Raw genomic sequence first — 25,569 nt, 5'->3', positions numbered from 1 at the left:
TAGGCAGCGCCACCGCCCCGGTGATCCCGAAGCTCCGGGGTCCCGGGGCGGTGGTGTGTCCGGTGTACGAAAGGACGGATAGTGCCCAAGCAGATCACGTTCGACGAGACCGCCCGTCGCGCCCTCGAGCGCGGCGTCGACCAGCTGGCGGCGGCGGTGAAGGTGACCCTCGGACCGCGGGGGCGCCACGTCGTGCTGGACAAGAAGTTCGGTGGACCGACCATCACCAACGACGGTGTCACCATCGCCCGCGAGATCGAGCTCTCCGACCCGTTCGAGAACCTCGGCGTGCAGCTGGCGAAGACGGCGGCCACCAAGACCAACGACGTCGCCGGTGACGGCACGACGACGGCCACGGTGCTGGCCCAGGCGCTCGTCGCCGAGGGCCTGCGCAACCTGGCGGCCGGGGCGAGCCCCACCGGAATCGGCGCCGGCATGGCGGCGGCCGCGGAGAAGGTCACCGAGGTCCTGCGGGCGAAGGCCACCCCGGTCGACGGCAAGCGTGGCATCGCCGCCGTCGGCGCGGTCGCCTCGCGCGACCAGGAGATCGGCGACCTCATCGGCGAGGCGATGGAGCGCGTCGGCGAGGACGGCGTCATCACCATCGAGGAATCCTCGACGCTGGCGACCGAGCTCGAGGTCACCGAGGGGCTGCAGTTCGACAAGGGCTACCTCTCGCCCTACTTCGTCACCGACGGCGAGTCCATGGAGGCGGTGCTCGAGGACGCCCACGTCCTGCTGCACCGCGAGAAGATCTCCTCCATCCAGGAGCTCCTCCCGCTGCTGGAGAAGGTCGTCGAGTCCGGCAAGCCGCTGCTCGTCGTGGCCGAGGACCTCGAGGGCGAGGCGCTGTCGACCATCGTCGTCAACGCCATCCGCAAGACGCTGCGCATCTGCGCGGTCAAGGCGCCGTTCTTCGGGGACCGCCGCAAGGCGTTCCTCGACGACCTCGCGGCCGCCACCGGCGCCACGGTGATCAACCCCGAGATCGGGCTCAAGCTCTCCGAGGCCGGGCTCGACGCGCTGGGCTCCGTCCGGCGCGCGGTGGTCACCAAGGACGCCACCACGCTGGTCGAGGGCGGCGGCGACAAGGCCGCCGTCGAGGGCCGGGTGGCGGCGATCCGTCGCGAGATCGACGAGACCGACTCCGACTGGGACCGCGAGAAGCTGCAGGAGCGGCTGGCGAAGCTCGCCGGCGGCGTCGCGGTGATCAAGGTCGGCGCGGCCACCGAGACCGAGCTCAAGGAGCGCAAGCACCGCATCGAGGACGCGGTGGCGGCGACCCGGGCCGCGGTCGAGGAGGGCATCGTGCCCGGCGGCGGTGCGGCCCTGCTGCACGCGTCGGCCGAGCTCGAGGGCGGCCTCGGGCGCACCGGCGACGAGGCCACCGGGGTGGCGCTGGTCCGTCGGGCGCTCTCGGCGCCCCTCAAGGCCATCGCGGCCAACGCGGGCCTCGAGGGTGCCGTGGTGGCCGCCAAGGTCGCCGACGGCGGCTGGGAGACCGGCTACGACGCCGCGAGCGAGACCTACGGCGACCTGATGGCCGCGGGCATCATCGACCCGGTCAAGGTCACGCGCTCCGCCCTGGAGAACGCGGTCTCGATCGCGCGCATGGTGCTGACGACCGAGTCCGCGGTCGTCGACAAGCCCGAGGAGGAGGCGCCCGCCGCCGCCGGTGGCCACGGCCACGGGCACGGCCACGGGCACGGGCACTGAGTCCCGGTAGGTCACCGGTACGACGACGGGCCCGCACGCCACCGGCGTGCGGGCCCGTTCTCGTCGTGTCCGGCCCGGATGCACGAACGACCCGTCGGTCACCGTCGACGGTGACCGGCGGGCCGTCCGTGGGTCCGTGCCGGTCTCAGCGGATGACGATGTCCTGCACCCGGCCGCGCGAGCGGGACCCGGTGCGCTCGGACTCCGAGAGTCCGCCCCAGATGCCGTAGGGCTCGCCCGCGGCGAGCGCGTGCCGACGGCAGGGCTCCATCACGGGACAGCCCTCGCACACCGCCTTGGCGCGGCGCTCCCGGCTCGCGCGGGCGGGCCCGCGCTCGCCGTCGGGGTGGAAGAAGAACGCGCTGTCCATGCCGCGGCACGCGGCGTGCAGCTGCCAGTCCCAGAGATCGGCGTTGGGGCCGGGGAGTCGACGGACGTCGGCCATCTCGACCACCTCCTCGTCCTGACGCGGGTGGGCGGCGGCCCCGGGCCCGAGGTGTCCAGACCCGACGTCGTCGGCACCACGAAGTGGTGGGCCCGGCCGGTGCGTCACCGTCCGTGCCGGTGGTCGCGCGCAGGGCGACCGTGGTCCGACCCTATGACCGCCGGACCACGGCGGACAAGACATCCGGTTGTGAGCCGTCCCCCCCTTCGCAATCGACCGCCGGTCGTCCGGATGCGCGACACACCGCGCCGATCGCACCGGTCGACGAATCCGGTGCGTGACAAGACTTGCCCATACGACCACCATCCGTGATCATTCCCTGAGCACACCGTGTTCGGTGCTCCGTGTGGGTGGCGGATACGACGGGGGAGCGGGAGGGTCGGCCGTGACCGGTCGCCCTCGGCGCCGTTGACAGGGGAGAGGGGTCCGGTGGCAACCACGTCGTACGGCGCGGTACGCCGTCCGGTCGCCGCAGGATCACCGGATGAGGAGCAGGCATGGCACCGGTCGTCGATCCGGCGCGGGAAAACCGCGGATCCGACTCAAGCCGGGGCGGCGGCGCGCCGATGACCGGTAGTGCCCGCCAAGCGACTGCAGGAACGCTGCAGGGAGGAACTTCCGTGACGACGGTCCTGATCTGCGACGACCGCCGCAGCGTGCGTGAGGGCCTGACCCGCGTCATGTCGGCCGTGCCGGGCGTCCACCGCATCGACTGCGTCGCCCACGGCGACGAGCTGCTCACCCGCTTCTCCCGGCAGAGCGTGGACGTCGTCCTCGTGGGGACCCAGCGCGCCGTGCCGACCGGGGTGGAGGCCACCCGTCGGCTCGTCGCCGCGCACCCGCAGGCGAACGTCATCGTCTTCGGTGCCCCGGACGACTCCGGCAGCATCGCCGCCGCCATCGCGGGCGGGGCCCGCGGCTACCTGCGGTGGGACGCCTCCCGTCCCGAGCTGGTCGCCGCGCTCGCCCACACCCTCGCCAGCACCTCGGTGCCGGCCCCGCGCACGCCGTCGGACACCGGCGTCCAGCTCACCGAGCGCGAGCTGCAGGTGCTGCGCGGGATGGCGCAGGGCAAGAGCAACGGCCAGATCGGGCGGGAGCTCTACCTGTCCGAGGACACGGTGAAGACCCACGCGCGCCGGCTCTTCCGCAAGCTCGGCGTCCGTGATCGTGCGCAGGCCGTGGCGCACGGCTTCCGACGGGGCCTGGTCTCCTGACCGCGCGGCCCCGTCCCGTCCACCCCGGTCGGCCCGTCGCCGACCCGGGGACCGGGGCGTATCCCACGACGCCGCCCACCTACCCGCCGTACCCGGGGTCCGCGTACCCGCCGGTCCACCCGTCCGTGGGTCCGCCGCCGCAGAGCCCGCCGGTGGGGTCGCCGATTCCCCCCGTCAGTGGGTACGGATCGGCCCCCGACGAGGTGGCCACCCCGCCGATCGGCACACCGCGTGCCGCCCATCGGGCCGCCGACCGCTGGCGGGTGCCGGATCGGGGGAACCCGTCCGCAGGACATGGCGCGGTCCGTCCGGGGGGACGGTACGGTGACGCCTCCGGGCCACCGAGTGCGTCGGTTCCCACCGTGCACGACGCGGCCCGTCGGACCGAGGTGGACCTGCGGGTCACACCGCCGCGCGTAACGCCGGGGCCACGGGGAGCGATGACCGAGTCAGGGAACGACCTCGAGAGGCTGGTGGCCGCCGCCAACGACGGCGACCGCTCGGCTCTCAATCGTGTCCTCGCGATCATCCGACCGCTCGTCGTGCGCTACTGCCGCGCGAGGATCGGGAGGCAGGAGAGGTCGTCGGTCTCGGCCGACGACGTGGCCCAGGAGGTGTGCCTCGCCGTGCTGACCGCACTGCCCGGCTACCGGGACCAGGGTCGCCCTTTCCTCGCCTTCGTGTACGGGATCGCGGCGCACAAGGTGGTCGACGCCCATCGCTCGGTGGCGCGGAACAAGTCCGAACCCGTCTCCGAGCTGCCCGAGGAACTGGACCCGTACGACGGTCCGGAGCAGCGCGCGATGAACGGTGCTCTGTCCGTCCAGATGGGTCAGCTGCTCGACACGCTGCCTCCCAAACAACGGGAAATCCTCGTGCTGCGTGTCGTCGTTGGTCTCTCGGCGGAGGAGACCGCGGAAGCGGTCGAATCCACACCCGGAGCGGTCCGGGTGGCACAGCACCGCGCACTGTCGAAGCTGCGGACCGCCGTGTCCGCGATCTCGGAAGAGGTGAGTTGAGTGGGTGGTCACCGCGCGTTCGGTGCGGGTGACGATCTGGTCGACGGCCCGGTGGACCTCGCCGCCGTCCGGGCCGACGACGCCCTGCTCGATGCGATCGCCGGCGGGGCGATCAGTGGCGGGGTGGGAACTGGGGACGTCTTCGGGCGTCCAGGGCAGGACGACGACCATCTGGCCGCCATCCTCGCCTCGTGGAAGGCCGACATCGAGGCCGAACCCATGCCGGAACTGGTGTCGCTCGACGAGGCCGCCCAGGCCGTCGAGGCCGGCCACGACGCTCGGGAGCGCCGGGCCGGCCGCGCCCGACGACGGATGCCGTTCGCGGTGGCCGCCGCGGCCATCGCCGTCGCACTGTCCGGGTTCACGGTCGCGGTCCACTCCGCGCAGCCCGGCGACGCGATGTTCGGGCTGACCAAGGTCTTCTTCTCCTCCCACGCCGACAACGTGGTCAAGGCCGAGAACGCCCGGAACACCATCGTCGAGGCGAACAAGGCGATCGCCCGCGGTGACAAGGCGACGGCCGCGTCGCTGCTGCAGTCCGTGCAGGGGCAGATCCAGGCCGTCCAGCCCGAGGACCAGCCGCCGCTCGTGCAGCAGCGTCAGGACGCGCTGAAGTCGCTCGACCCGACGCAGTCGACCGAGCCGTCGGCCGGGAGTGGGTCGGAGACACAGGCTCCTGCGTCCCCAGAGGTGACGAAGCAGCCGAGGCCGGGTTCCGGGGGCTCGACGACCGAGGTCTCGCCGACGCCGGTTCCTCCGGTGAGTTCCGAGCCCAGTACTCCGGCGCCGGATGCAGGCACCGAGGGCCGGTCGGCGACGACGACAACGACGCCCACGCCGAGCAACTAACACCACACACACGAACGGGCCCGGTTCCCCCGAGGGGGAGCCGGGCCCGTCGTCGTGAAGGGGGAGGACCGACGGCGGGCGGGACCCGCCGTCGGGAAGGACCTACTGCTCGGCGAGCGTCGCGTCCGCGAAGCCCCGGCAGTACTCCCACGTGACGTAGGCGGCCGGGTCCGGGTCGAACGGGGGCTCGTGGGGCCGCATGTGGCCCTCCTCGAGGAGCTGCTGGAGGCTCGCGCGGAGCAGGTCCCAGTCGTGGAAGTGCTGCTCCTCGCAGTCGTCGCAGTCGACGACCACCCCACGGATTCCGCGGGGGGCGAGCAGGGCCTGGAACACCGCCAGGTCCCCGAGGTCGGCGACGACCTCCTCGCGCTCCTCCTCGTCGAGGGGGAGGTCCTCCGGCGCGGTCACGTCGTGGAGCGCGTCGAGCATGCGGGAGGGGTCCGACGACGGGTCGCCCGCGAAGGGGTCGGGCGGCAGGGCTTCGTACGGCACCCCACGAATCTACCGGTCGGGAGATGTCGATCGAGGACCTCCCTACCCGCACGGCCGGGTACGACGGCGCCACTTCCCACCTGCGGAGACCGGGGTCACTCCGGGGTGGCGACTAGCATCGGGGGCATGGTGCTGACGGACCCCGACGTGCCGGAGAAGTTCGGGCTGCTCGGCCTGACGTTCGACGACGTCCTCCTGCTCCCGGCCGAGTCCGACGTGGTGCCCTCCGAGGCGGACACGTCGGCCCGCCTGTCGCGGAACATCACGCTGCGGATCCCCCTGGTGAGCTCGGCGATGGACACCGTCACCGAGGCGCGGATGGCGATCGCGATGGCGCGCAGCGGCGGCATGGGGGTGCTGCACCGCAACCTGCCGGCCGACCAGCAGGCCGCCCAGGTCGAGGTGGTGAAGCGGTCCGAGGCCGGGATGGTGACCGACCCGGTGACCTGCTCGCCGGACGACACCCTCGCCGCGGTCGACGCGCTCTGCGCCCGCTTCCGCATCTCCGGCCTCCCGGTCACCGACGAGACCGGCAAGCTCGTGGGCATCATCACCAACCGCGACATGCGGTTCGAGGTGGACCACACGCGCAAGGTCCGCGAGGTCATGACGTCGTCGGACCTCGTCACCGCGCAGGTCGGCGTCACCGCCGAGGCCGCGCTGGGCCTGCTGCGTCGCCGCAAGATCGAGAAGCTGCCGCTGGTCGACGGCGCCGGCTTCCTCAAGGGCCTCATCACGGTCAAGGACTTCGTCAAGACCGAGCAGTACCCGATGGCGACCAAGGACCCGGACGGCCGGCTGCTGTGCGGCGCCGCGGTCGGCGTCGGGGACGACGCCTGGACCCGCGCGATGGGTCTGGTCGACGCCGGGGTGGACGCCCTCGTGGTCGACACGGCGCACGGCCACTCCCGGGCGGTCACCGCGATGGTGGCCAAGCTGAAGCAGGAGCTGGGCGACCGGGTGGACGTCGTCGGCGGCAACGTCGCGACGCGCGCGGGGGCGCAGGCCCTCGTCGACGCGGGCGCGGACGGCATCAAGGTCGGCGTCGGACCGGGCTCGATCTGCACCACGCGCATCATCGCGGGTGTCGGTGTGCCGCAGATCACGGCGATCGCCGAGGCGGACTCCGCGGCGCGCCCGGCCGGGGTGCCGGTCATCGGCGACGGCGGGCTCCAGTCCTCCGGCGACATCGCGAAGGCCATCGCGGCCGGCGCCTCGTCGGTGATGCTCGGCTCCCTGCTCGCGGGCACCGCCGAGACGCCCGGCGAGCTGGTCCTCGTCGACGGCAAGCAGTACAAGGCCTACCGCGGGATGGGTTCGCTGGGCGCGATGCAGACCCGCGGCCAGCAGGGCTCGTACTCCAAGGACCGGTACTTCCAGGACGACGTGCTCTCCGACGACAAGCTCGTCCCCGAGGGCGTGGAGGGACGCGTACCCTTCCGGGGCCCGCTCTCCCAGGTCACCCACCAGCTGGTCGGTGGCCTCCGGGCGGCGATGGGGTACACGGGTTCCCGGACGACGGTCGAGCTGCAGTCCGCGCACATGGTGCGGATCACCTCGGCCGGGCTCGCCGAGTCCCACCCCCACCACGTGACGATGACGGCGGTGGCGCCCAACTACGGCGGGCGCTGACACTTCGAAAGAGAGCCCATGCGCGAGCAGGTCGAGATCGGCCGGGGCCGCAGCGCCCACCGCAGCTACACCTTCGACGACCTCGACATCGTGCCGTCCCGGCGGACGCGGTCGTCGTCGGCGGTGTCGACCGCGTGGCAGCTCGACGCCTACCGCTTCGAGCTCCCGCTGCTCACCCACCCGACCGACGCCGTGGTCTCGCCGACCACCGCGGTGCGGGTGGGCGAGCTGGGCGGTCTCGGGGTGCTCAACGCCGAGGGGCTCTGGGCCCGGCACGCGGAGGCGGACAAGGCGCTCGCCGAGATCGTGGGCCGCGCCGCCGACGACCCGGCTGCAGCCCTCGTGGAGCTGCAGCGTCTGCACGCCGCCCCGATCCAGCCCGACCTGCTCACCGAGGCGCTGAACCAGGTGCGCGGCGCGGGCGTGACGCTCGCGGCCCGCGTGAGCCCCCAGCACGCCCGGGAGCTGACCCCGACGCTGCTGGCGGCGGGCGTGGAGGTGCTCGTCGTGCAGGGGACGATCATCTCCGCCGAGCACGTCGCCTCGGACTCCGAGGACGGCGAGTCGCCGCTCGATCTCGAGGACTTCATCGACTCGCTCGACATCCCCGTCGTCGCCGGCGGCGTGGGGGACTACCGCACCGCGATGCACCTGATGCGGACCGGCGCCGCCGGCGTGATCGTGGGCTACGGGCAGTCGTGCTCGACGTCCACCGACGCGGTGCTCGGCATCGGCGTGCCGATGGCGACGGCGCTGGTCGACGCGGCCGCCGCCCGCCGGGACTACCTCGACGAGACGGGCGGGCGCTACGTCCACGTCATCGCCGACGGCGGGATGGCGACGTCGGGCGACATGGCCAAGGCCATCGCGTGCGGGGCGGACGCCGTGATGCTCGGGGAGCAGCTCGCCGCCGCGGACGAGGCCCCGGGCGGTGGCTGGTACTGGACCTCCGCGGCCGCGCACCCCAACCTGCCCCGCTCCGGCGTCGTGGGCGTCGCGCAGCGCGGGTGCGACCTCGCGGGCGTCCTGCGCGGCCCGGCCCCGCAGTCCGACGGCAGGGTCAACCTGTTCGGCGCGCTGCGGCGGGCCATGGCCAAGACGGGCTACTCCGACCTCAAGGAGTTCCAGCGGGTCGGGCTCTCGGTGCGTCGCTGACCCGCCTCCCTCCTCCCGCGTGAGGGGAACCCTCGAGCCACAAGAGCGCTCGAGGGTTCCCCTCACGCGAGGTGGGCCCGGACACGAACGAAGGGCCCCTTCGCTCGATCTACTCGAGCGAAGGGGCCCTTCGGTCTTTCCGGGGGAACGGGATCAGGCGTCGAGGTCCGTGGCCAGGAGCTCGGCGAGGGCGTCGACGGAGGCCTGCGCCCCGGTGACGTCCGGGTCGGCGGTGAGGGTGACCTCCTGGCCGCCCCGCACCCCGAGTCCGAGGACGGCCAGCATGCTGCGGGCGTCCGCGGAGTCGCCCTCGGCGGTGGCCAGGGTGACCCGGGCGGGCTGGGCCGCGGCGGCCTTGCAGAACACCGCGGCGGGGCGGGCGTGCAGGCCGATCTCGGTCGCGACGACGACGGTGCGCTCGATCATGGTGCCTTCCGTGCTCTGGGACGGGGTGCTCATGCCGACACCGTCTCGCGCTCGGTGACGGTCTCGGGGGTGGCGGCCTCGGCCTGCACCGGGCGGCGGCGGGCGAAGGTCTTCAGGGCGACGACCAGGGCGGTGGCGACCAGGGTGCCGACCACGACCGCCACGAGGAAGCCGAGCGGGTTCCCCATCAGCGGCACCACGAAGATGCCGCCGTGCGGGGCGCGCAGGGTGGCGCCGAGCGTCATGGACAGGGCGCCGGTCACCGCGCCGCCGGCCATGATCGAGGGGATGACCCGGAACGGGTCGGCCGCGGCGAACGGGATCGCGCCCTCGGAGATGAACGAGGCGCCCAGGAGCCAGGCGGCCCGGCCGTTCTCCCGCTCGACGTCGGTGAACAGCGACTTGCGGACGACGGTGGCCAGCGCCATCGCGAGCGGCGGGACCATGCCGGCGGCCATGACCGCGGCCATGATGGTCAGCGCGCCCTCGGAGCCGGTGGACAGCCCGGCGACGGCGAAGGTGTAGGCGGCCTTGTTGACCGGCCCGCCCATGTCGAAGCACATCATCAGGCCGAGCAGGATGCCGAGCAGGACGGCGTTGGTGCCGGAGAGGCCGTTCAGCCAGTTGGTCAGGCCCTCGGTGATGAGGGCGATCGGGCGACCGACGATCACGTACATCAGCAGGCCGACCACGGCGGTCGACAGCAGCGGGATGACCAGCACCGGCATGATCCCGGCGAGGGCCCGCGGGACGCGCCACGTCTTGATCCACATGACCAGGCCACCGGCCACGAAGCCGGCGACGAGGCCGCCGAGGAAGCCCGCGCCCGTCGTCACGGCGATCGCACCGCCGACGAAGCCGGGGACGAGGGCGGGACGGTCGGCCATCGCGTAGGCGATGTAGCCGGCGAGGACCGGGACGAGGAAGTTGAACGCCGCCGAGCCGATGCCGAAGGCGAGCGCGCCCCAGGCGGTGATCGAGCCGGCCGAGAACCCGCCGTCGAGGATGGTCTTGTAGAGCGGGTCGTCGTCGGGGAGGTTGATCTGGTAGCCGCCGAGGGCGAAGCCCAGGGCGATCAGCAGGCCGCCGGCCGCGACGAACGGGATGACGTGGCTGACGCCGGTCATCAGCCAGGCGCGGACCTTGGACGCGGCACCGGGACCGGTCGGGGCCTTCGCCCCGGCGGGTGCGGCGGCGGCCGGGGCCCCGGCGGGCGCCGGAACGTGGTTCTTCGCGGCCTCCTCGGCCTGCGCGATGAGGAGGTCACCGCCGGAGATGGCCTTCTTGACGCCGACCGAGACCTGCGGCAGGTGCGCGAAGCGCTCCTTGTCGCGGACCTCGACGTCGGCCGCGAAGATCGCGGCGTCGGCCTCGGCGAGCTGCTCGGCGGTCAGCGGGGTGGAGCCGGCCGAGCCCTGGGTCTCGACGACGATCTCGTGCCCGGCCTCCTCGGCCGCGGCCTCGAGGGCCTCGGCGGCCATGTAGGTGTGGGCGATGCCCGTGGGGCACGCGGTCACGGCGACGATCTTCACGCCGAGACCTCCTTCGCGATGAAGCCGGCAGCGGCGGCCGGGTCGGTGACGGAACGGAGCTCGCCGGTGAAGGACTTGCGGACCAGGCGGCGGGCGAGCGCGGCCAGCACGGTCATGTGGTCGGAGCCGCCGCCCTCGGGCGCGGCGATGAGGAAGACCAGGTCGGCGGGGTTGCCGTCCTCGGCGCCGAAGTCGACGCCCGCGGTGCTGCGGCCGAAGCCCAGCGTGGGCTCGGTGACGGCCGTGGACCGGCAGTGCGGGATGCCGATCCCGCCGTCGAGCCCGGTCGGCATCTGGGCCTCGCGGGCCTCGATGTCGGCGAGGAACTGCTCGAGGTCGGTCACGCGGCCGGCCTTCACGAGGCGTTCGGCGAGCGAGCGGACCACCTCCCGCCGATCCCCGGTGGGCAGGTCCAGGTCGACGAGGTCGGCCGTGATCAGGTCGCTCATGCTGCCTCTCCGGTGAGGTCGAGGGTGGAGTCCGGGGCTGACGCCGGGCGGACGACGATCGGGTCGATGTCGGCGGGTCCGGGCACCGCGGTGCCGGGGAGACCGACCGCAGCGGCCCCGCAGGCCACCGCGTGATGGAGGGCGTCCGGGCTCTTCGCGCCGGACTCCAGGGCGATCAGGTAACCGGCGAGGGTCGAGTCGCCGGCGCCGACGGTGCTGCGCACGGCCACGACGGGGCTCGCGACGTGCCAGGCGTCGAGGGCGTCGACGGCGATCGCGCCGCTCGCGCCCATGCTCACCAGCACCGTGCCGATGCCGCCGGCGACGAGCTCGCGGGCGGCCGCCAGCACGTCGGCGAGGGCGGGCAGCGGGTGCCCGACCAGCTCGGCGAGCTCGGCGACGTTGGGCTTGATCAGGTCCGGGGTCTGCGCGACGGCGTGGGCGAGGGCGACCCCGGAGGTGTCGACGGCGACCTTCGCGCCGGCCGACCGCGCGGCCCGGGTGATCCGGCCGTGCAGGTCGTCGGTGGCCCCGGAGGGCACCGAGCCCGCCGTCACCACCCAGCTCGCGGGGGCCGCGTGGGCGCGCACGGTGTCGACGAGCGCGTCGACCTGGTCGGCGGTGAGCGCGACGCCGGGCTCGTTGACCTTGGTGGTGGTCCCGTCGGCCTCGACGAGCGCGGTGTTGACCCGCGTCGCACCCTGGGCCGGGGTGCAGACCGGCTGCACGCCGGCGCGGCGGAGCAGGGCCGAGAGCTCGCCCTCGCCGCCGGGCATGACGGCGAGCGTCGGGCGACCGAAGCGGGCGAGGACGCGGGAGACGTTGACGCCCTTGCCGCCCGGGTCGACGCGGTGGGCGGTCGCGCGGAGCACCGCACCCGGCGTCAGGACGGGGATCTCGACCGTGCGGTCGATCGACGGGTTGGGCGTGACGGTCACGATCATCAGGCGATCACCAGGTCCGGTCCGGCCGCGCGGATCGCGTCCGCCGCCTCGGGGTGGGTCTCGAGCAGGTCGGGGTCGGTGACGAGCGTGTCGACGTCGGCGAGGGTCGCGAAGCGGGAGAAGGAGTCGGCGCCGTACTTCGACGAGTCGGCGACGACGATGCTGCGCGCCGCGGCCTTGACGATCGCGCCCTTGACCGCGGACTCGGCCACGTCCGGCGTCGTGAGCCCGCGGTCGATCGAGAAGCCGTTGGTGCCGAGGACCGCGACGTCGCAGTTGACGCTCTCGAGCGTCTTGAGCGCCCAGCGGTCGACCGCGGAGAGGGTGGCGCCGCGGACCCGGCCGCCGATGAGGTGCACGGTGATGCGGTGGCGGCCGGCGAGGGCGGTCGCGATCGGCAGGGCGTTGGTGACGACCGTGAGCTCGACGTCGTCGGGCAGCAGGGCCGCGACGCGGGCGGTGGTGGTGCCGGCGTCGAGCAGGATCGTGCTCGCGGAGCCGAGTTCGGCGACCGCGGCCTTGGCGATGCGGTCCTTCTCCTCGGAGTGCGTGGTCTCCCGGACCCCGACGGCGGGCTCGATCTCCAGCCGGTCGGTGGCGATGGCGCCGCCGTGCACGCGGTGCAGCAGGCCCTGGCGCTCGAGCGCGGTGAGGTCGCGCCGGATGGTCTCGGTGGTGACGCCGAGCTCGGCGGCGACCTGGGTGACCTCGAGCCGGCCCAGCTCCCGCGCCCGGCGGACCAGGAGCTGGTGGCGCTCTGCGGCGTACATGCCCGATCACCTCCGTTCTGCGGCTAGCTCGTGTTGTTCTGGTTGGAAGTTTGTTGGTTTGCCTGTGGACTGTCAAGGGGTCGTCGTCGTACGTTCTCCTCACCGACACACGAGGACGAGTGGGAGCGCCATGACGAGCACCGAGACGGCGACGCTGCCGGGGACGCCGGCGAGCGCGGGAGCGGCGGTCGGCCCCGTCGTGCGCGTGCCGGAACCTCTGGGGGAGCCCCCGGTCGGCCCCGTCGTCGCGGAGGACCGCCGGGAGGTCGAGGCGGCCCGCATCGCTCCCGCCGGGGCCGCGGTGTCGGGTCGCATGATGGACACCGCCGGCACGCCGGGGCTCGCGAAGGAGGTCTCCGACGTCCTCTACGCGACCGCGATGATGGCCGAGGACCCGTCGCTGGTCGAGGCGGCCGAGGGTCTGGTGCGCGACCACGGCACGCCCGCCCCGCGCGCGGTGTACGAGGCGGCCGCCCGGTTCGTCGCCGCCCTGCAGGCCGCCGGCGGCTACATGGCCGAGCGGGCGGGCGACGTCGCGGACGTCCGCGACCGGGTCGTCGCCGAGCTGCTCGGCGTCCCCGCGCCCGGGGTGCCGGTCCTCGACGGGCCGTCGGTGCTGGTCGCGACCGACCTCGCCCCCGCCGACACCGCCACGCTCGACCCCGCCACCGCGCTCGCCCTGGTCACCGTCGAGGGCGGCCCGACCAGCCACACCGCGATCCTCGCCCGGTCGCTCGGCATCCCCGCCGTCGTCGGCTGCCGTGGGGCGGCCGGCCTGGTCGAGGGCACGCTCGTGCGGGTCGACGGGACGGTCGGGGAGGTCGTCGAGGTGCCGGCCGACACGGCGGTGGGCGCGGACCTGGCCGCGGCCGGACCGTCCTCGGTCACGGGCCCGGTGACGACCACCGACGGCCACCGGATCGCGGTCGTCGCCAACATCGCCGACGCGAAGGACGCCGCCCGGGCGGCCGGGGTCGGTGCCGAGGGGGTCGGGCTGCTCCGGACCGAGCTGACCTTCCTCTCCGCGTCGAGCGAGCCCACGCCCGAGGAGCAGCGGGCCGGGTACGCGGCGACGATGGCGCCGCTGGCCGGGAAGCCGATCACGCTGCGGACCCTCGACGCCGGCGCCGACAAGCCCGTGCCGTTCCTCGCCATGACGCCGGAGGTCAACCCGGCGCTCGGCGTGCGCGGTCAGCGGCTGTTCGACGACGGGGCGGAGCGGGCCGACGTGCTCGACCGCCAGCTCGTCGCGGCCGTCGGCGGTGCCGCCGACGCCGGGGTGACCCTCAAGGTGATGGCCCCGATGATCTCGACCGCGGACGAGGCCGCCCGCTTCGTCGCCCGTGCGCGGAAGGCGGGGGTGGAGCAGGTCGGCGTGATGATCGAGGTGCCGGCGGCCGTGCTCAACGCCCCCGAGCTGCTCGCCGAGGTCGACTTCGTGTCGGTCGGCACCAACGACCTGACGCAGTACGTCTTCGCCGCCGACCGGCAGTCCGGCCCGCTCGCCGGCTTCAACGACCCGTGGCAGCCCGCCGTCCTGCGTCTTCTCGACCAGCTCTGCCGGGCCGCCGAGGTCACCGGGACCCCCGTCGGCGTGTGCGGCGAGGCGGCGGCCGACCCGGCCCTCGCCGTCGTCCTGGTCGGGCTCGGCGTGACGTCGCTGTCGGCGGCGGCCTCGGCCCTGCCCGCCGTGGCGGCGCGCGTGTCGTCGGTGGACCTCGCCACCGCACAGCAGGCGGCGCGGGTGGCCGTGGCGTCCCGCGACGTGGCCTCGGCCCGGGCGGCGGTGCGTGACGTCCTCGGCTGACCAGGGGGCGTACCGGCTGCGGTGCGAGTGGGGGCCCGACGGTGGGTCGGTGGTGGCGTCCGGGGCCGACGTCGCGGTGGTCGGCGGGCTGCGTGTCGCCGTCGAGGACCTGTGGGGAGCGGGCGCGGTGCTGTCGACGCTGGTCGGAGGCCGTGCCTCCCCGGAGGCTTCCGTGGCCGCGGCGGCGTTCGCGGCGATCCGGCCGCGGCTCGGGGAGGAGATGCGCGCCTGTTCGAGTGGGCGGGAGCTGAGCGGGCTCGGGTTCGCCGACGATGTCGCCGTGGCCTCCGAGCTGGACACGAGCAGCGTGGTGCCGAGCCTCGTCGACGGGGTGTTCCGGCCGGCCTGAGCGCGTTGCGCGGCGCACACGGTCGGCAGGGGTCATCCTGCCTCGCTGCCCCGTTGCGCCGCGCACACGGTCGGGAGGCGCAGTCCTCGTCGTCGTGGCCGTTGCGGCGCGCAACGCGGTGTTCGCCGTGCTCGTGCCAGCGCGACCGTGTGCGGGACACACAGCCACGCCGACGAGCGAGCACCTGCGGTGGTCGGAGGGGCCTGCCCACCGCCGAGGGTGCTCGATGATCATGAGCGGCTGCCGGAGCGCAACGGCCCCACGGATGTCAGTGGCATCGGGTGCCCCCGAGGGAGCTCCGTGCCACTGACATCGCCATCTCGATGGACCGCTCAGCAGCGGGAGCGGATTACGTCGACGCCTGGGCCGGTGAGGTCGTCGCAGAACGCAGGGCGGCCGGCCATCGCCATGATCAGCGCGAGAGTCGGGCCGGAGACGGGTGGCCCGTCGTCGGGACCGGCGGAGAAAGGGCCGTCGGTGGCCGCGAGGCGGACTCCCTCGGAGGTCGACCGGCTGCGCACCGTGGAGTTCTGCTTCGCGAAGAACGCCGCGAGCGGGGTCAGCGTCGACTCGGGCACGTCCCGGACCAGCCCGAGGGGGCGCCGGACGTCGGCGCCGTGCACGACGATCTCGCCGAGCCACATCTCCACTGGCCCCGGCGGGCACGTCCGGCTGTCGACCCGGTCCCGAACCGCGCCAGCGTCTCGGCGGACGTGGCGCCGCGGTGCTCGGCGAGCCGGCGGGCGTTGTGCCGGTCGAAGCTCCCGCGCGCGCCGAGGACACTGCGGAACCATCGGAGCGGGCCGATCGAGGCGCCGGCGACGAGGTGGGCGACGGTCTGCTCGACCGTCCACGCCGTACACAGCGAGCGGGCCTCCCACTGCTGGTCGGACAGGGTGGCGAGGTCGGCGGCGAGCGCGGCACGCTCGGTGTGGATGAGGGGCCAGAGGTCGGTCGTCACGGTGGTCACGACCATAGGACCGCCCGGGTCGGCCGGACTCATCGCTGAGGCACGATGGGGACCGTGAGCAGCAGTGGTGAGCACCCCGTCCTCGTCGTCGACTACGGCGCCCAGTACGCGCAGCTCATCGCCCGGCGGGTGCGCGAGGCGCAGGTGTACTCCGAGGTCGTGCCGCACACGACGTCGGTGGACGACATGCTGGCCAAGGACCCGGCGGCGATCGTGCTGTCCGGAGGGCCGGCCAGTGTGTACGCCGAGGGCGCGCCGAGCGTCGACCCGGCCCTCTTCGAGACCGGCGTGCCGGTGTTCGGCATCTGCTACGGCTTCCAGCTCATGGCCTCCGCGCTCGGCGGCACGGTGGCCCACACCGGCGACCGGGAGTACGGGCGGACCGAGCTGCAGGTCACCGAGGCCGGCCGGCTGCACGGCGACATCCCCGAGGCGCACCCCGTGTGGATGAGCCACGGCGACGGGGTCACGGCCGCGCCGGAGGGCTTCACGACGACGGCGTCCTCGCCCGGCGCCCCGGTGGCCGCCTTCGAGGATGTCGACCGGCGCCTGGCCGGCGTGCAGTACCACCCGGAGGTCGGGCACTCCCCGCACGGCCAGCTGGTGCTCGAGCGGTTCCTGCGCGACGTCGCCGGCATCCGCCCGGACTGGACGGCCGCGAACATCGTCGAGGAGACGGTCGAGGCGATCCGCGCGCAGGTCGGGCCGAGCGGGCGGGCGATCTGCGGGCTCTCCGGCGGGGTCGACTCCGCCGTCGCCGCGGCGCTCGTGCAGCGCGCGATCGGCGACCGGCTCACGTGCGTCTTCGTCGACCACGGCCTGCTGCGCGAGGGCGAGCGGGGCCAGGTCGAGCGGGACTTCGTCGCCGCGACCGGCGTGGACCTCGTGACGGTGGACGCCGAGGAGGTGTTCCTGCGCGAGCTCGCCGACGTGGTCGACCCGGAGGAGAAGCGCAAGATCATCGGCCGGGAGTTCATCCGGTCCTTCGAGGGCGCCGCGCGGGACCTGGCCGAGGGCGAGGGCGTCGACTTCCTCGTGCAGGGGACGCTCTACCCCGACGTCGTCGAATCCGGCGGCGGCACCGGGGCGGCGAACATCAAGTCCCACCACAACGTCGGCGGCCTGCCCGACGACCTGCAGTTCTCGCTGGTCGAACCGCTGCGGGCGCTGTTCAAGGACGAGGTGCGGGCGGTCGGCGCGGAGCTCGGGCTGCCCGAGTCGATCGTCCAGCGCCAGCCGTTCCCCGGCCCGGGGCTCGCGATCCGGATCATCGGCTCGGTGTCCGCGGACCGCCTGGCCACCCTGCGGCGGGCCGACGCGATCGCCCGCGAGGAGCTCACCGCCGCCGGGCTGGACCGCACGATCTGGCAGTGCCCGGTGGTGCTGCTCGCGGACGTCCGCTCGGTGGGGGTGCAGGGCGACGGCCGGACCTACGGCCACCCCGTGGTGATCCGTCCGGTGTCGAGCGAGGACGCGATGACGGCGGACTGGACGCGGGTCCCGTACGAGACGCTGGAGCGGATCTCCACCCGCATCACCAACGAGTGCGCGGAGATCAACCGCGTGGTGCTCGACGTGACCAGCAAGCCGCCGGGGACGATCGAGTGGGAGTAGGTGCGCTGCGCGCAGGTGAGCAGAAAGTGGTGCTATAGCCCCTCGAAGTGCTCACCCGACCGGAGGTCACCGTGGCGACGACGATCTTCTCCGAGATGTCCGCGCTCGCCGTGCAGTACGACGCGATCAACCTCGGCCAGGGCTTCCCCGACACGCCCGGGCCGAGGGAGGTCGTCGACGCCGCGGTCGCCGCGATGCACCGGGGGCTCAACCAGTACCCGCCGGCCATCGGGGTCCCGGCGCTCCGCGAGGCGATCTGCGCCCACCAGAAGCGGTTCTACGGGCTGGAGCTCGATCCGGCGTCGCAGGTCGTGGTGTGTGCGGGGGCCTCGGAGGCCCTGTCGTCGGCGTTGGTGGCCCTCGTCGGTCCGGGCGACGAGGTGATCGCCCTCGAGCCGTTCTACGACCTGTACCAGGCGACGTCCGTGCTGGTCGGGGCCTCTCTCGTGCCGGTGCGGATCAGCGCGCCGGACTACCGGCTGGACCCGGAGCTCCTCCGCGCGGCGGTCACCGAGCGGACCAAGGTCATCCTGCTCAACTCGCCGCACAACCCGACCGGCGCCGTGCTCTCGCGGGCCGAGCTCGAGGCCGTGGCGGCGGTCGCGATCGAGCACGACCTGATCGTGATCACCGACGAGGTCTACGAGCACCTGCTCTTCGACGACGAGGTGCACATCCCGATCTCCACGCTGCCGGGGATGGCGGAGCGGACGATCGCGGTGTCCTCGGCCGGCAAGACGTTCTCGGTGACCGGCTGGAAGATCGGCTGGGCGACCGGACCGGCCGAGCTGGTCGAGAAGGTGCTCGGCGTCAAGCAGTGGTTCTCGTTCGCCTCCGGGACGCCGCTGCAGCACGCCGTCGCCGTCGGGCTGGAGCTGCCCGAGGAGCGGTTCGCGCTGATGGGTCGCGAGCTGCAGGCCAAGCGCGACCTGCTCACCGACGGCCTGCGCGACCTGGGCATGGAGGTCTACCACTCCAAGGCCTCCTACTTCGTCACCGCCGACATCGCCCCGCTCGGGGAGACCGACTCGCTGGAGTTCTGCCGGTCGCTCCCGGCGCGCGTCGGCGTCGCGGCGGTGCCGAACCAGGTCTTCCACGCCTCACCGGTCGGGGTGGAGACGCAGGTGCGCTTCGCGTGTTGCAAGCGCGACGAGGTGCTGTCGGATGCGCTGCTGCGGTTGCGGAAGCTGTAACTCCCTCTGGTGGCAGCGGAGCGTCGTCGCTGTCGTCCAGTGGCAGGAACGCCACATCGTCGACCCGGTTTTATCTTGGTCGCCAAGAGATATTCTGGGTCCATGGGAACGCGTGTGGTGGTGGTCGGTGGTGGACCGGGCGGGGTGCTCCTGACGTACCTGCTCGCCCGCGGCGGGGTGGAGGTGACCCTGCTCGAGGCGCGGCACGACTTCGCGCGGCGCTTCCGCGGTGACACCCTCGCGCCCGGGGTGCTGGAGTACCTCGACGATCTGGGGCTGGCCTCCGACCTGCTCGCCGAGGTGCCGCACACCCGCTCGGACGCGTTCCGCTGGCACACCCCGGAGCGCACCTACCGGCTGGTCGACTACCGGGGCGCCTCGAAGCGGTTCCCCTTCTACGCGCTCATCCCGCAGGCCCGGTTCCTGCCGTGGCTGGCGGAGCGCGCGACCGGGTTCGGCGCGACCGTGCGGATGGGGGCGCGCTTCAGCGACCTCCTCCGCGACGGCGAGCGCGTGTCCGGCGTCCGCTACACCGTCGACGGTGAGCCGCACGAGATCGCGGCCGACCTCGTCGTCGGGTCGGACGGGCGCTCGTCGAAGGTCCGAGCCGCTGCGGGCATCGAGGCCACCGAGCTCGGCGCGAGCCTCGACCTGCTGTGGGCCGCGGTGGACCAGCACGACGACGACCCCCCGTCGTCGGGACTCGATCTCTTCGCCCGCCCCGGCGGCACGATCGCCCTGCTCGACCAGGGCACGGGGCAGTGGCAGCTCGGCTGGTCGATCCCGGCGGGCACGTTCGCCGAGGTGCGCGAGGCCGGGGTCGAGCCGCTGGTCGACGCGCTGGGCACCGTGCTGCCGTGGCTGGTCGACCGGGTCCGCGCGACGGTGCGGTCGGTGAACGACCTGACCCTGCTGCCCGTGCGGATCACGACCGTCGACACGTGGTCGAAGCCCGGCCTCGTGCTGATCGGCGACGCCGCGCACGTGGTCAGCCCCGTCGGCGGCAACGGCATCAACCTCGCGCTGGCCGACGCCGCCGAGCTGGCCAACCTCGTCGTCACCGGCGCGGACCCGGCGGAGCTCGAGCGGCGGCGCCGACCCGGCGTCGAGAAGGAGCAACAGGGGCAGGTGCGGATCGAGCGGGCCGCGGCGAAGCGCAACGCGGCCGGCGTGACCGGTCCGCCGACGGCCTTGCGGGTGCTGTCGAACGTCCCGGGCTTCTCCCGGCTCGCCGCGCGGCGCTCGCGGGTGCCGATGGCGGCTCCCGTCCCGGCGATCGCGGGTTCCTGACGACGGGTTCCTGACCTGCGACGATGCGGCATTCCTGCCACTGGATGACAGCAACGACGCTTTTCTGTCAGAGGCGCGAGTGGGTCCACTCCCCGCCGACCATGGTGGCCACGACCTCGACGCCGCCGATGCGGTCGGGGTCGACCGCGGTGACGTCGTCGCCGAGCACCACCAGGTCGGCGTGGGAGCCCGGGGCGAGGACGCCGCGGGAGGCCTCGTCGCCGGCGACCCAGGCGGTGTCGACGGTCAGGGAGCGCAGGGCGGTGACCGGGTCGACGCGCTCGTCGGGTCCGATCAGCCGTCCCGACGACGAGCGGCGCTGCACCATCGCCTGCATCGTGCGCAGCGGGTGGCCGTCCCCGACGCAGGGACGGTCGGACGAGGCGGGGACGCGGACGCCGGCGCGCAGGAAGGCGGCGTGCCGGTAGAGCAGGTCGACCCGGTCGTCGCCGACCGCCGTGGCCATCGAGTCGCCGATCTCCACGAGGAACCGCGCCTGCGGCACGGGCGTGACCCCGAGGGCGGCGAACCGTGCGACGCCCTCGTCGGTCACCACGCCCGCGTGCTCGATGCGGTGCCGGACGGTCGGGCGGGGCAGCCGGGCCTGGGCGTCGGCGAAGGCGTCCAGCGCGGCGTCGACGGCGCGGTCGCCGATCGCGTGGGCGGCGACGGTCCACCCCGCGAGGTGGGCGCCGACGACCATCGCGTGCATGTGCTCGGGGTCGTCCTGGTAGTAGCCGGCGTGGTCGCGGTCGCCGAACGGCGCGCTCATCGCGGCGGTCCGGGAGCTCAACGCGCCGTCGAAGAAGATCTTCATCGGGCCGAGCCGGAGCCGGTCGTCGCCGAAGCCGGTGCGCATCCCGAGGTCGAGCCCGACGCCGTCCCCGCCCGGCACCTCGTGCAGCGCGGCGTCCACCGGCATGACCTGCACCCGCTGCGCGAGCAGACCCTCGTCGCGGGCCGCCTGGTAGGCGGCGAGCTCGCGCGGGGTGCGGCCCATGAACCCGGCGGCGATCCCGCACTCGGTGACGTGGGTGAGGCCCTGCTCGGCGTAGACCCGCGACGCGCGGCCGAGCGCGGCGGCGACGTCGTCGACCGCGTAGGGCCGCATGAGGTCGGCGATCAGCGGCTGCGCGGCCTCCTCGACGACCCCGGTCGGTTCGCCCGCGTCGTCGAGCACCACCTTCCCACCCTCGGGTACCGTCGCGGTGCCGCCGAGGATGCCCGCCCGACGCAACGCCGCGGTCGACGCGGCGCACACGTGCCCGGACCGGTGCTGGAGGCGGACGGGCCGCCCGCCCGCGGCCCGGTCGAGCGCGGCGTGGTGCGGGGAGCCGCCGAGCCGGACGTCGTCGTAGCCGGACCCGACGACGAACTCGTCCGGCCCGGCCGTCGCCGCCCGTTCCGCGACGGCGGCATAGACCTCGTCGAGGGAGCGCGCCGTCGAGAGGTCGATCTCGCCGAGGGTCTGCCCGAACCACGCCATGTGGTTGTGGGCGTCGCCGAAGCCGGGCACCACCGTCGCGCCGCCGCAGCCGACCGTCCGGTCCGCGGACCACCCGGTCGGCAGCGACCCGTCGTCGAGAACGGCCAGCACCCGACCGCCGTGGATCGCGAGCCCGCGGGCGGGGCGGCCGAGGCCGTCACCGTCGAGGGTCAGGACGGCCGCGTCGTGCAGGTGCAGGTCGACGTGCATGTGCCCTCCGGGCTCGTGAGCAGAAAGTGGGGCTATAGGCCCACTTTCTGCTCACCTGCGCGCAGCGCACAACAGCGCACCGCCGCCGATCACGACGGCGGCTCCCGCCAGCACCCAGCGCGGGTCCACCGCCACCAGGGTCGCCGGGCTCGCCATGGCGAACGCCGCGACGACGAGACAGACGAGCCCGACCAGCAGCGCGATCGGGTCGCGTCGCCGCGGAGCCTTCGTCGTGGTGCCGGGCTGCTCGGCGTCGGGGTGGATGGTGGGCTGCTCGGAGGGCGTCGCCCACCCGCGGGGGTCGTACCCGGACTCAGCCACGACGCACCGCCAGGTCGCCCGCGCCGTTGCGCACCGTGAGGTCGATGACCTGGCCGCCGGGACCGTCGGGCCCGGGGTCGACCAGGCGGGTCACCGTGCCGGTCCGCCCGAGGCAGTCGACGTCCCCGACGCCGTTCTCGCAGGAGACCGTGACGTCGGCGGTCGCGGGCACGGTGACGGTGACGTCCCCGGCGCCGGACTCGACCGTGGTGCTGATCGGCGCTCCGGGTGCGAGGCGGGAGAGGTCGAGGGTGACGTCCCCGAGACCGGTCCGGTAGCCGGGCCGGACCTGCGCGGCCGTGAGCGGGGTCGCGACCAGGTCGCCCACCCCGCGCTGGTCGCCCGTGAACCCGGAGTCGGGACGCGTCACGGCGACGGACCCGAACACGGAGGCGAGGAGCAGCGGGATCGCGACGAACACGAGGCCGCGACGCGGGCGACCACGCAGGCCCGCGACGACGAGGCCGATCCCGACGACGGCGAGCGCAGCGGCCGGGATCCACACCCCGGTCACGCCGGGGAGGCCGAGCAGCACCCCGACCGCGGCGAGCCCGGCCGCGAGCAGGGCCAGTGCGAGGACGACGGGGGTGAGCACGCCGCGGCGGCGCGGCTCGCGGACCACGGGTTCCGGGTCCAAGCCAGCACGCCGATAGGGGGTCGGGCCGGGATACGCCCAGGCCTTCGGGTCGGCGCCGAGCGCGTCCCAGGCGACGGGCTCGCCGAGGTCGGCGACCATCGCGGCGAGCGGGCGCACGCCGGGCGTGCCCGGTACGCCGAGGGCGGCCCGCGAGGTGTGCAGGGCGTAGAGCGCGACGGCCGCGAGCAGCAGCCCCACCAGCGTGACGACCCGGCCGCCGGTGGCGTTCCCGACGGTCGCGATCCCGACGACGGCCGTGATGACGATCAACAGCACGGGGCTGCCGTGGTCCCGGCCGACGAGCCGGTCTCGCCGCGGCGGGTCGGCCGGGTCCGCCGGCAGGGCGAGCCAGCCCAGCAGGTAGAGCAGGAGACCGCCACCGACGATCGCCCAGACGACGAACGCGACCCGCACCAGCGTCGGGTCCAGGTCGTAGCGCCGCGCGATCGCGCCGGCGACCCCCGCGACCTTCGTGTCCTCGTGACGACGGGCGGGCCGGGACTCCCAGGCCCCCCGCGCGACGGCGGCGAGATCCGTCCCGTCCTTGGTGTTCGTGGCCCCGCTCATGGGCTCATCCTCTCGGCATCCGGTGGTGATGGTGTCCGAGCCTGCCGACGGTGACCAGCCGGATCGTCCGGGACGACCCCGGTCGGTGCCCCGGAGCGACCCCGGGATTTCTCGGGGTCGCCGGGGTGGTGAACCCGAGGTCCGGGGACCGCGCGACGTGTGACGATGGCTCCCGTGACCACCACGGAGGAACCGGCGAGGCCCCTCGTCGCCGGGCGACGTGTGCAGCGGCACCGCCGCGGCGCCGTGGTCGCGGGTGTCGCGGGCGGGGTCGCCGCGCACCTCGGCGTGCCCGTGCTGCGCGTGCGCGTGGTGTTCACGCTGCTGTGCGCCCTGGGCGGAGCCGGCGTGCTGGCCTACGGCGGGCTGTGGATCTGCTGCCCCATCGAGCCGGTCGGCACCGAGCGCGAGGTCGACGACCGCGACCGCGTCCGCGGGTACGGCCTGGTCGCGCTGGGCCTGGCCCTCGCGCTGGTGCTCTCCGCGGTCGGCGACCAGATCTCCGGCTGGATCCTCGGACCGCTCGGGATCGCGCTGGTCGGCGCGGCCGTGGTGTGGCGGGAGGCCGACAGCGACGGCGGGGCCCGCCGGACGGGTCGGTTGCGGATCGTCGCCGGGCGCGGCGGGATCGTGCGCGCCGTCCTCGGGGCGCTGCTCGTCGCCGGCGGGATCGGCGCCTTCCTCTTCACGAGCGCCGACGTCGGGGCGGTGCAGTTCGGGCTGCTCGCGGCCACCGCGACGCTGGTCGGGGTGGTCGTGCTGACCGTCCCCTGGTGGATGCGCCTGGCCCGGGAGCTCTCCGCGGAACGCCGTGAGCGCATCCGCAGCGAGGAGCGCGCCGAGATCGCCGCGCACCTGCACGACTCGGTGCTGCAGACGCTCGCGCTCATCCAGCGGCACACCGAGGTGGCGGGGGACGAGACCGCGCGGGAGGTCCGGCGCCTCGCCCGTCGTCAGGAACGGGAGCTGCGGGACTGGCTCTACCGGTCGTCGGGGGACTCCTCCGGGGACGACGAGGTGCCCGAGGCGACCTGCTTCGGGTCGGCCCTGCGCGCGGCGGCGGGGGAGATCGAGGACGCGTTCGCGGTGTCGGTGGCGCCGGTGATCGTCGGGGAGGCGGCGTACGACGTGCGCACCGCGGCGCTCGTCGCGGCCGCCCGCGAGGCGATGACGAACGCGGCCAAGCACGCCGGGGTGGACGAGGTGAGCGTGTACGCCGAGTGCGAGGACGGGACGGTGAGCGTCTTCGTCCGCGACCGCGGCAAGGGCTTCGAGCCCGACGCCGTGCCCGACGACCGGCACGGGCTGGCCGACTCCATCCGCGCCCGGGTCGAGCGGCACGGGGGCACGGTGCGGCTGCGCACCGCCCTGGGCGAGGGCACCGAGGTGGGGCTGACGATGCCCCGGACCGAGCAACCGAGTGAGGTGGCATGACGAGCCCGACCGAGGACACCGCCCGTGTGTTCATCGTCGACGACCACGCCCTGTTCCGTCGCGGCGTGCGCGCCGAGCTGGAGGGGCCGGCCGCGCGGGGCGTGACCGTGGTGGGCGAGGCCGGGTCGGTCGGCGAGGCCATCGCCGGGATCGGGCACTACAGGCCCGACGTCGTGCTGCTCGACGTCCACATGCCCGACGGCGGAGGTGCGGCGGTCCTCGCCCGGACGCGCACCGAGTACCCCGACGTGGTGTTCCTGGCGCTGTCGGTGTCCGATGCCGCGGAGGACGTCATCTCGGTGATCCGTGCCGGCGCCCGGGGCTACGTCACGAAGACGATCTCGGGTCGGGACCTCGCCGACGCCGTGGTGCGGGTGAAGGCCGGCGACCCGGTGTTCTCGCCCCGCCTCGCGGGTTTCGTGCTCGACGCGTTCGCCGACCGTCCGGGTGCGGCGCCACCGGTGGACCCCGAGGTCGACCAGCTCACCCGCCGCGAGCGCGACGTGCTGCGGCTGCTCGCGCGCGGCTACGCCTACAAGGAGATCGCGGCGGAGCTGGTCATCTCGGTGAAGACCGTGGAGACCCACGTGTCGAGCGTGCTGCGCAAGACGCAGTCGTCGAACCGGCACGAGCTCTCGCGGTGGGCGAGCGACCGGCGGCTCGTGTAGTCGGTCCCCGGTGTCAGCGGTGGCCCACGGCTGACGTCCGACGTCAGGGGGGCGCCACGACGAGTCCGTGGACGCCTGGGCGGCCGAGCGCATCGGCGGCCCGCGCCAGGGAATCGGCGTCGCCATGATCAACGGGCCCTCATCGGGCCCACGGGGCATCCGCAGGCCCGATGAGGGCCCGTTGATCACGAGCGCGGCGAGCCTCACGACGAGCGCGCAGCGTCCGATCCTGCGGCGCTCCTCCCCGGCGAGCAGCGCCGCCGTGGCGAGGGCCAGACGCCCCCGGTGACGATCCTGTGGGGCGCAGGACGGCTGGATCCCCGTCGCGCGGGCGCACGACCTGGCCGGACGCATCTCCGGGTCCGACCTGCGGATCG

25 protein-coding genes are annotated in these 25,569 nt (G+C 74.1%); 13 read left to right on the top strand and 12 right to left on the bottom strand.

Features of this window, described 5'->3' with window-relative positions; translation table 11 throughout:
- Nucleotides 1-81: 81 nt before the first annotated feature.
- Nucleotides 82-1,716, top strand: coding sequence for a chaperonin GroEL (gene groL / locus BJ983_RS18830; RefSeq protein WP_179795227.1), 1,635 nt, complete (start codon nucleotides 82-84; stop codon nucleotides 1,714-1,716).
- 145 nt (nucleotides 1,717-1,861) lie between these two features.
- Here groL and BJ983_RS18825 read toward each other — a convergent pair whose 3' ends face one another.
- A complete protein-coding gene (locus BJ983_RS18825; RefSeq protein WP_179795226.1) occupies nucleotides 1,862-2,161 on the bottom strand; it encodes a WhiB family transcriptional regulator in 300 nt (99 codons plus the stop codon).
- 620 nt (nucleotides 2,162-2,781) lie between these two features.
- Between BJ983_RS18825 and BJ983_RS18820 the strand changes: the two genes are divergently transcribed.
- From BJ983_RS18820 to BJ983_RS18810, 3 genes are all read left to right on the top strand, one after another.
- The gene (locus BJ983_RS18820; RefSeq protein WP_018330962.1) at nucleotides 2,782-3,378 is read left to right on the top strand and encodes a response regulator transcription factor; all 597 of its coding nucleotides are present in this window, start codon (nucleotides 2,782-2,784) and stop codon (nucleotides 3,376-3,378) included.
- A gap of 440 nt (nucleotides 3,379-3,818) precedes the next feature.
- Complete coding sequence (locus BJ983_RS18815; RefSeq protein WP_179797989.1) at nucleotides 3,819-4,397, top strand: sigma-70 family RNA polymerase sigma factor; 579 nt, start codon at nucleotides 3,819-3,821, stop codon at nucleotides 4,395-4,397.
- Entirely contained in the window at nucleotides 4,398-5,246 is an 849-nt protein-coding gene (locus BJ983_RS18810; RefSeq protein ID WP_179795225.1) for an anti-sigma-D factor RsdA, read from the top strand. It abuts the gene before it with no gap.
- A gap of 102 nt (nucleotides 5,247-5,348) precedes the next feature.
- Here BJ983_RS18810 and BJ983_RS18805 read toward each other — a convergent pair whose 3' ends face one another.
- Entirely contained in the window at nucleotides 5,349-5,738 is a 390-nt protein-coding gene (locus BJ983_RS18805) for a DUF5319 domain-containing protein (RefSeq protein WP_018330965.1), read from the bottom strand.
- Nucleotides 5,739-5,864: 126 nt separating this feature from the next.
- Between BJ983_RS18805 and guaB the strand changes: the two genes are divergently transcribed.
- Nucleotides 5,865-7,370 carry an IMP dehydrogenase gene (gene guaB, locus BJ983_RS18800; protein WP_179795224.1) on the top strand — a complete coding sequence of 502 codons (1,506 nt, stop codon included), beginning with the start codon at nucleotides 5,865-5,867 and terminating at the stop codon, nucleotides 7,368-7,370.
- 18 nt (nucleotides 7,371-7,388) lie between these two features.
- On the top strand, nucleotides 7,389-8,525 hold the full coding sequence (locus BJ983_RS18795) for a GuaB3 family IMP dehydrogenase-related protein (protein ID WP_179795223.1): 1,137 nt from the start codon (nucleotides 7,389-7,391) through the stop codon (nucleotides 8,523-8,525).
- Between the two features lie 153 nt (nucleotides 8,526-8,678).
- On the opposite strand, the gene BJ983_RS18790 is transcribed toward BJ983_RS18795, so the two are convergent.
- Genes BJ983_RS18790 through BJ983_RS18770 form a run of 5 tightly spaced genes read right to left on the bottom strand, consistent with a single transcriptional unit; the run spans nucleotide 8,679 to nucleotide 12,646 of the window.
- Nucleotides 8,679-8,984, bottom strand: coding sequence for an HPr family phosphocarrier protein (locus BJ983_RS18790; protein ID WP_246325618.1), 306 nt, complete (start codon nucleotides 8,982-8,984; stop codon nucleotides 8,679-8,681).
- Nucleotides 8,981-10,483, bottom strand: coding sequence for a fructose-specific PTS transporter subunit EIIC (locus BJ983_RS18785; RefSeq protein ID WP_179795222.1), 1,503 nt, complete (start codon nucleotides 10,481-10,483; stop codon nucleotides 8,981-8,983). The genes BJ983_RS18790 and BJ983_RS18785 overlap by 4 nt, the downstream gene beginning before the upstream one ends.
- Entirely contained in the window at nucleotides 10,480-10,932 is a 453-nt protein-coding gene (locus BJ983_RS18780) for a PTS sugar transporter subunit IIA (protein WP_179795221.1), read from the bottom strand. Before BJ983_RS18780 ends, BJ983_RS18785 begins: the two co-directional genes overlap by 4 nt.
- Nucleotides 10,929-11,876: a 1-phosphofructokinase gene (pfkB, locus tag BJ983_RS18775; protein ID WP_179795220.1), complete on the bottom strand. Its 948-nt coding sequence runs from the start codon at nucleotides 11,874-11,876 to the stop codon at nucleotides 10,929-10,931. Before pfkB ends, BJ983_RS18780 begins: the two co-directional genes overlap by 4 nt.
- The gene (locus BJ983_RS18770) at nucleotides 11,876-12,646 is read right to left on the bottom strand and encodes a DeoR/GlpR family DNA-binding transcription regulator (RefSeq protein WP_179795219.1); all 771 of its coding nucleotides are present in this window, start codon (nucleotides 12,644-12,646) and stop codon (nucleotides 11,876-11,878) included. Before BJ983_RS18770 ends, pfkB begins: the two co-directional genes overlap by 1 nt.
- 130 nt (nucleotides 12,647-12,776) lie before the next feature.
- Here BJ983_RS18770 and BJ983_RS18765 point away from each other — a divergent pair, with 130 nt between their 5' ends.
- Complete coding sequence (locus tag BJ983_RS18765; RefSeq protein WP_179795218.1) at nucleotides 12,777-14,453, top strand: putative PEP-binding protein; 1,677 nt, start codon at nucleotides 12,777-12,779, stop codon at nucleotides 14,451-14,453.
- 49 nt (nucleotides 14,454-14,502) lie between these two features.
- Nucleotides 14,503-14,802, top strand: a complete 300-nt coding sequence (locus BJ983_RS18760; protein WP_218890350.1) for a 2-phosphosulfolactate phosphatase — start codon at nucleotides 14,503-14,505, stop codon at nucleotides 14,800-14,802.
- Between the two features lie 332 nt (nucleotides 14,803-15,134).
- Here the strand turns inward: BJ983_RS18760 and BJ983_RS32430 are convergent, their stop codons facing one another.
- Together BJ983_RS32430 and BJ983_RS32425 are read right to left on the bottom strand one after the other, a co-directional pair.
- Nucleotides 15,135-15,380: a hypothetical protein gene (locus BJ983_RS32430; RefSeq protein WP_343054252.1), complete on the bottom strand. Its 246-nt coding sequence runs from the start codon at nucleotides 15,378-15,380 to the stop codon at nucleotides 15,135-15,137.
- Nucleotides 15,362-15,772 (bottom strand): maleylpyruvate isomerase N-terminal domain-containing protein, encoded by a 411-nt coding sequence (locus BJ983_RS32425; protein ID WP_343054251.1) that lies wholly within the window; start codon nucleotides 15,770-15,772, stop codon nucleotides 15,362-15,364. The genes BJ983_RS32430 and BJ983_RS32425 overlap by 19 nt, the downstream gene beginning before the upstream one ends.
- Before the next feature lie 45 nt (nucleotides 15,773-15,817).
- Here BJ983_RS32425 and guaA point away from each other — a divergent pair, with 45 nt between their 5' ends.
- From guaA to BJ983_RS18740, 3 genes are all read left to right on the top strand, one after another.
- The gene (gene guaA, locus BJ983_RS18750; RefSeq protein WP_179795216.1) at nucleotides 15,818-17,386 is read left to right on the top strand and encodes a glutamine-hydrolyzing GMP synthase; all 1,569 of its coding nucleotides are present in this window, start codon (nucleotides 15,818-15,820) and stop codon (nucleotides 17,384-17,386) included.
- A gap of 95 nt (nucleotides 17,387-17,481) precedes the next feature.
- Nucleotides 17,482-18,579, top strand: coding sequence for an aminotransferase class I/II-fold pyridoxal phosphate-dependent enzyme (locus tag BJ983_RS18745; RefSeq protein ID WP_179797983.1), 1,098 nt, complete (start codon nucleotides 17,482-17,484; stop codon nucleotides 18,577-18,579).
- A gap of 102 nt (nucleotides 18,580-18,681) precedes the next feature.
- The gene (locus BJ983_RS18740; protein WP_179795215.1) at nucleotides 18,682-19,869 is read left to right on the top strand and encodes an FAD-dependent monooxygenase; all 1,188 of its coding nucleotides are present in this window, start codon (nucleotides 18,682-18,684) and stop codon (nucleotides 19,867-19,869) included.
- 67 nt (nucleotides 19,870-19,936) lie between these two features.
- Here BJ983_RS18740 and BJ983_RS18735 read toward each other — a convergent pair whose 3' ends face one another.
- Genes BJ983_RS18735 through BJ983_RS18725 form a run of 3 tightly spaced genes read right to left on the bottom strand, consistent with a single transcriptional unit; the run spans nucleotide 19,937 to nucleotide 23,090 of the window.
- Complete coding sequence (locus BJ983_RS18735) at nucleotides 19,937-21,565, bottom strand: amidohydrolase (RefSeq protein WP_179795214.1); 1,629 nt, start codon at nucleotides 21,563-21,565, stop codon at nucleotides 19,937-19,939.
- 51 nt (nucleotides 21,566-21,616) lie between these two features.
- A complete protein-coding gene (locus BJ983_RS18730) occupies nucleotides 21,617-21,886 on the bottom strand; it encodes a hypothetical protein (RefSeq protein WP_179791918.1) in 270 nt (89 codons plus the stop codon).
- On the bottom strand, nucleotides 21,879-23,090 hold the full coding sequence (locus BJ983_RS18725) for a PspC domain-containing protein (RefSeq protein ID WP_179795213.1): 1,212 nt from the start codon (nucleotides 23,088-23,090) through the stop codon (nucleotides 21,879-21,881). The genes BJ983_RS18730 and BJ983_RS18725 overlap by 8 nt, the downstream gene beginning before the upstream one ends.
- A 165-nt stretch (nucleotides 23,091-23,255) precedes the next feature.
- Between BJ983_RS18725 and BJ983_RS18720 the strand changes: the two genes are divergently transcribed.
- Together BJ983_RS18720 and BJ983_RS18715 are read left to right on the top strand one after the other, a co-directional pair.
- Complete coding sequence (locus BJ983_RS18720; RefSeq protein ID WP_179795212.1) at nucleotides 23,256-24,524, top strand: ATP-binding protein; 1,269 nt, start codon at nucleotides 23,256-23,258, stop codon at nucleotides 24,522-24,524.
- Nucleotides 24,521-25,192, top strand: a complete 672-nt coding sequence (locus BJ983_RS18715) for a response regulator (protein ID WP_179795211.1) — start codon at nucleotides 24,521-24,523, stop codon at nucleotides 25,190-25,192. Before BJ983_RS18720 ends, BJ983_RS18715 begins: the two co-directional genes overlap by 4 nt.
- Nucleotides 25,193-25,569 lie beyond the last annotated feature (377 nt).

It is taken from the genome of Actinomycetospora corticicola (genome assembly GCF_013409505.1).
GTDB lineage: Bacteria > Actinomycetota > Actinomycetes > Mycobacteriales > Pseudonocardiaceae > Actinomycetospora > Actinomycetospora corticicola.
This window is presented reverse-complemented; position numbering and strand designations above follow the sequence as displayed.

Coding starts and splice junctions, on each gene's coding strand:
- BJ983_RS18725 (WP_179795213.1), bottom strand. CDS start 23,090: ATGAGCGGGGCCACGAACACCAAGGACGGGACGGATCTCGCCGCCGTC.
- pfkB (WP_179795220.1), bottom strand. CDS start 11,876: ATGATCGTGACCGTCACGCCCAACCCGTCGATCGACCGCACGGTCGAG.
- BJ983_RS18795 (WP_179795223.1), top strand. CDS start 7,389: ATGCGCGAGCAGGTCGAGATCGGCCGGGGCCGCAGCGCCCACCGCAGC.
- BJ983_RS18740 (WP_179795215.1), top strand. CDS start 18,682: ATGGGAACGCGTGTGGTGGTGGTCGGTGGTGGACCGGGCGGGGTGCTC.
- BJ983_RS18825 (WP_179795226.1), bottom strand. CDS start 2,161: ATGGCCGACGTCCGTCGACTCCCCGGCCCCAACGCCGATCTCTGGGAC.
- BJ983_RS18790 (WP_246325618.1), bottom strand. CDS start 8,984: ATGAGCACCCCGTCCCAGAGCACGGAAGGCACCATGATCGAGCGCACC.
- BJ983_RS18815 (WP_179797989.1), top strand. CDS start 3,819: ATGACCGAGTCAGGGAACGACCTCGAGAGGCTGGTGGCCGCCGCCAAC.
- BJ983_RS18765 (WP_179795218.1), top strand. CDS start 12,777: ATGACGAGCACCGAGACGGCGACGCTGCCGGGGACGCCGGCGAGCGCG.
- BJ983_RS18735 (WP_179795214.1), bottom strand. CDS start 21,565: ATGCACGTCGACCTGCACCTGCACGACGCGGCCGTCCTGACCCTCGAC.
- BJ983_RS18720 (WP_179795212.1), top strand. CDS start 23,256: ATGGCTCCCGTGACCACCACGGAGGAACCGGCGAGGCCCCTCGTCGCC.
- BJ983_RS18780 (WP_179795221.1), bottom strand. CDS start 10,932: ATGAGCGACCTGATCACGGCCGACCTCGTCGACCTGGACCTGCCCACC.
- BJ983_RS18770 (WP_179795219.1), bottom strand. CDS start 12,646: ATGTACGCCGCAGAGCGCCACCAGCTCCTGGTCCGCCGGGCGCGGGAG.
- BJ983_RS18745 (WP_179797983.1), top strand. CDS start 17,482: ATGTCCGCGCTCGCCGTGCAGTACGACGCGATCAACCTCGGCCAGGGC.
- guaA (WP_179795216.1), top strand. CDS start 15,818: ATGGGGACCGTGAGCAGCAGTGGTGAGCACCCCGTCCTCGTCGTCGAC.
- BJ983_RS18715 (WP_179795211.1), top strand. CDS start 24,521: ATGACGAGCCCGACCGAGGACACCGCCCGTGTGTTCATCGTCGACGAC.
- guaB (WP_179795224.1), top strand. CDS start 5,865: ATGGTGCTGACGGACCCCGACGTGCCGGAGAAGTTCGGGCTGCTCGGC.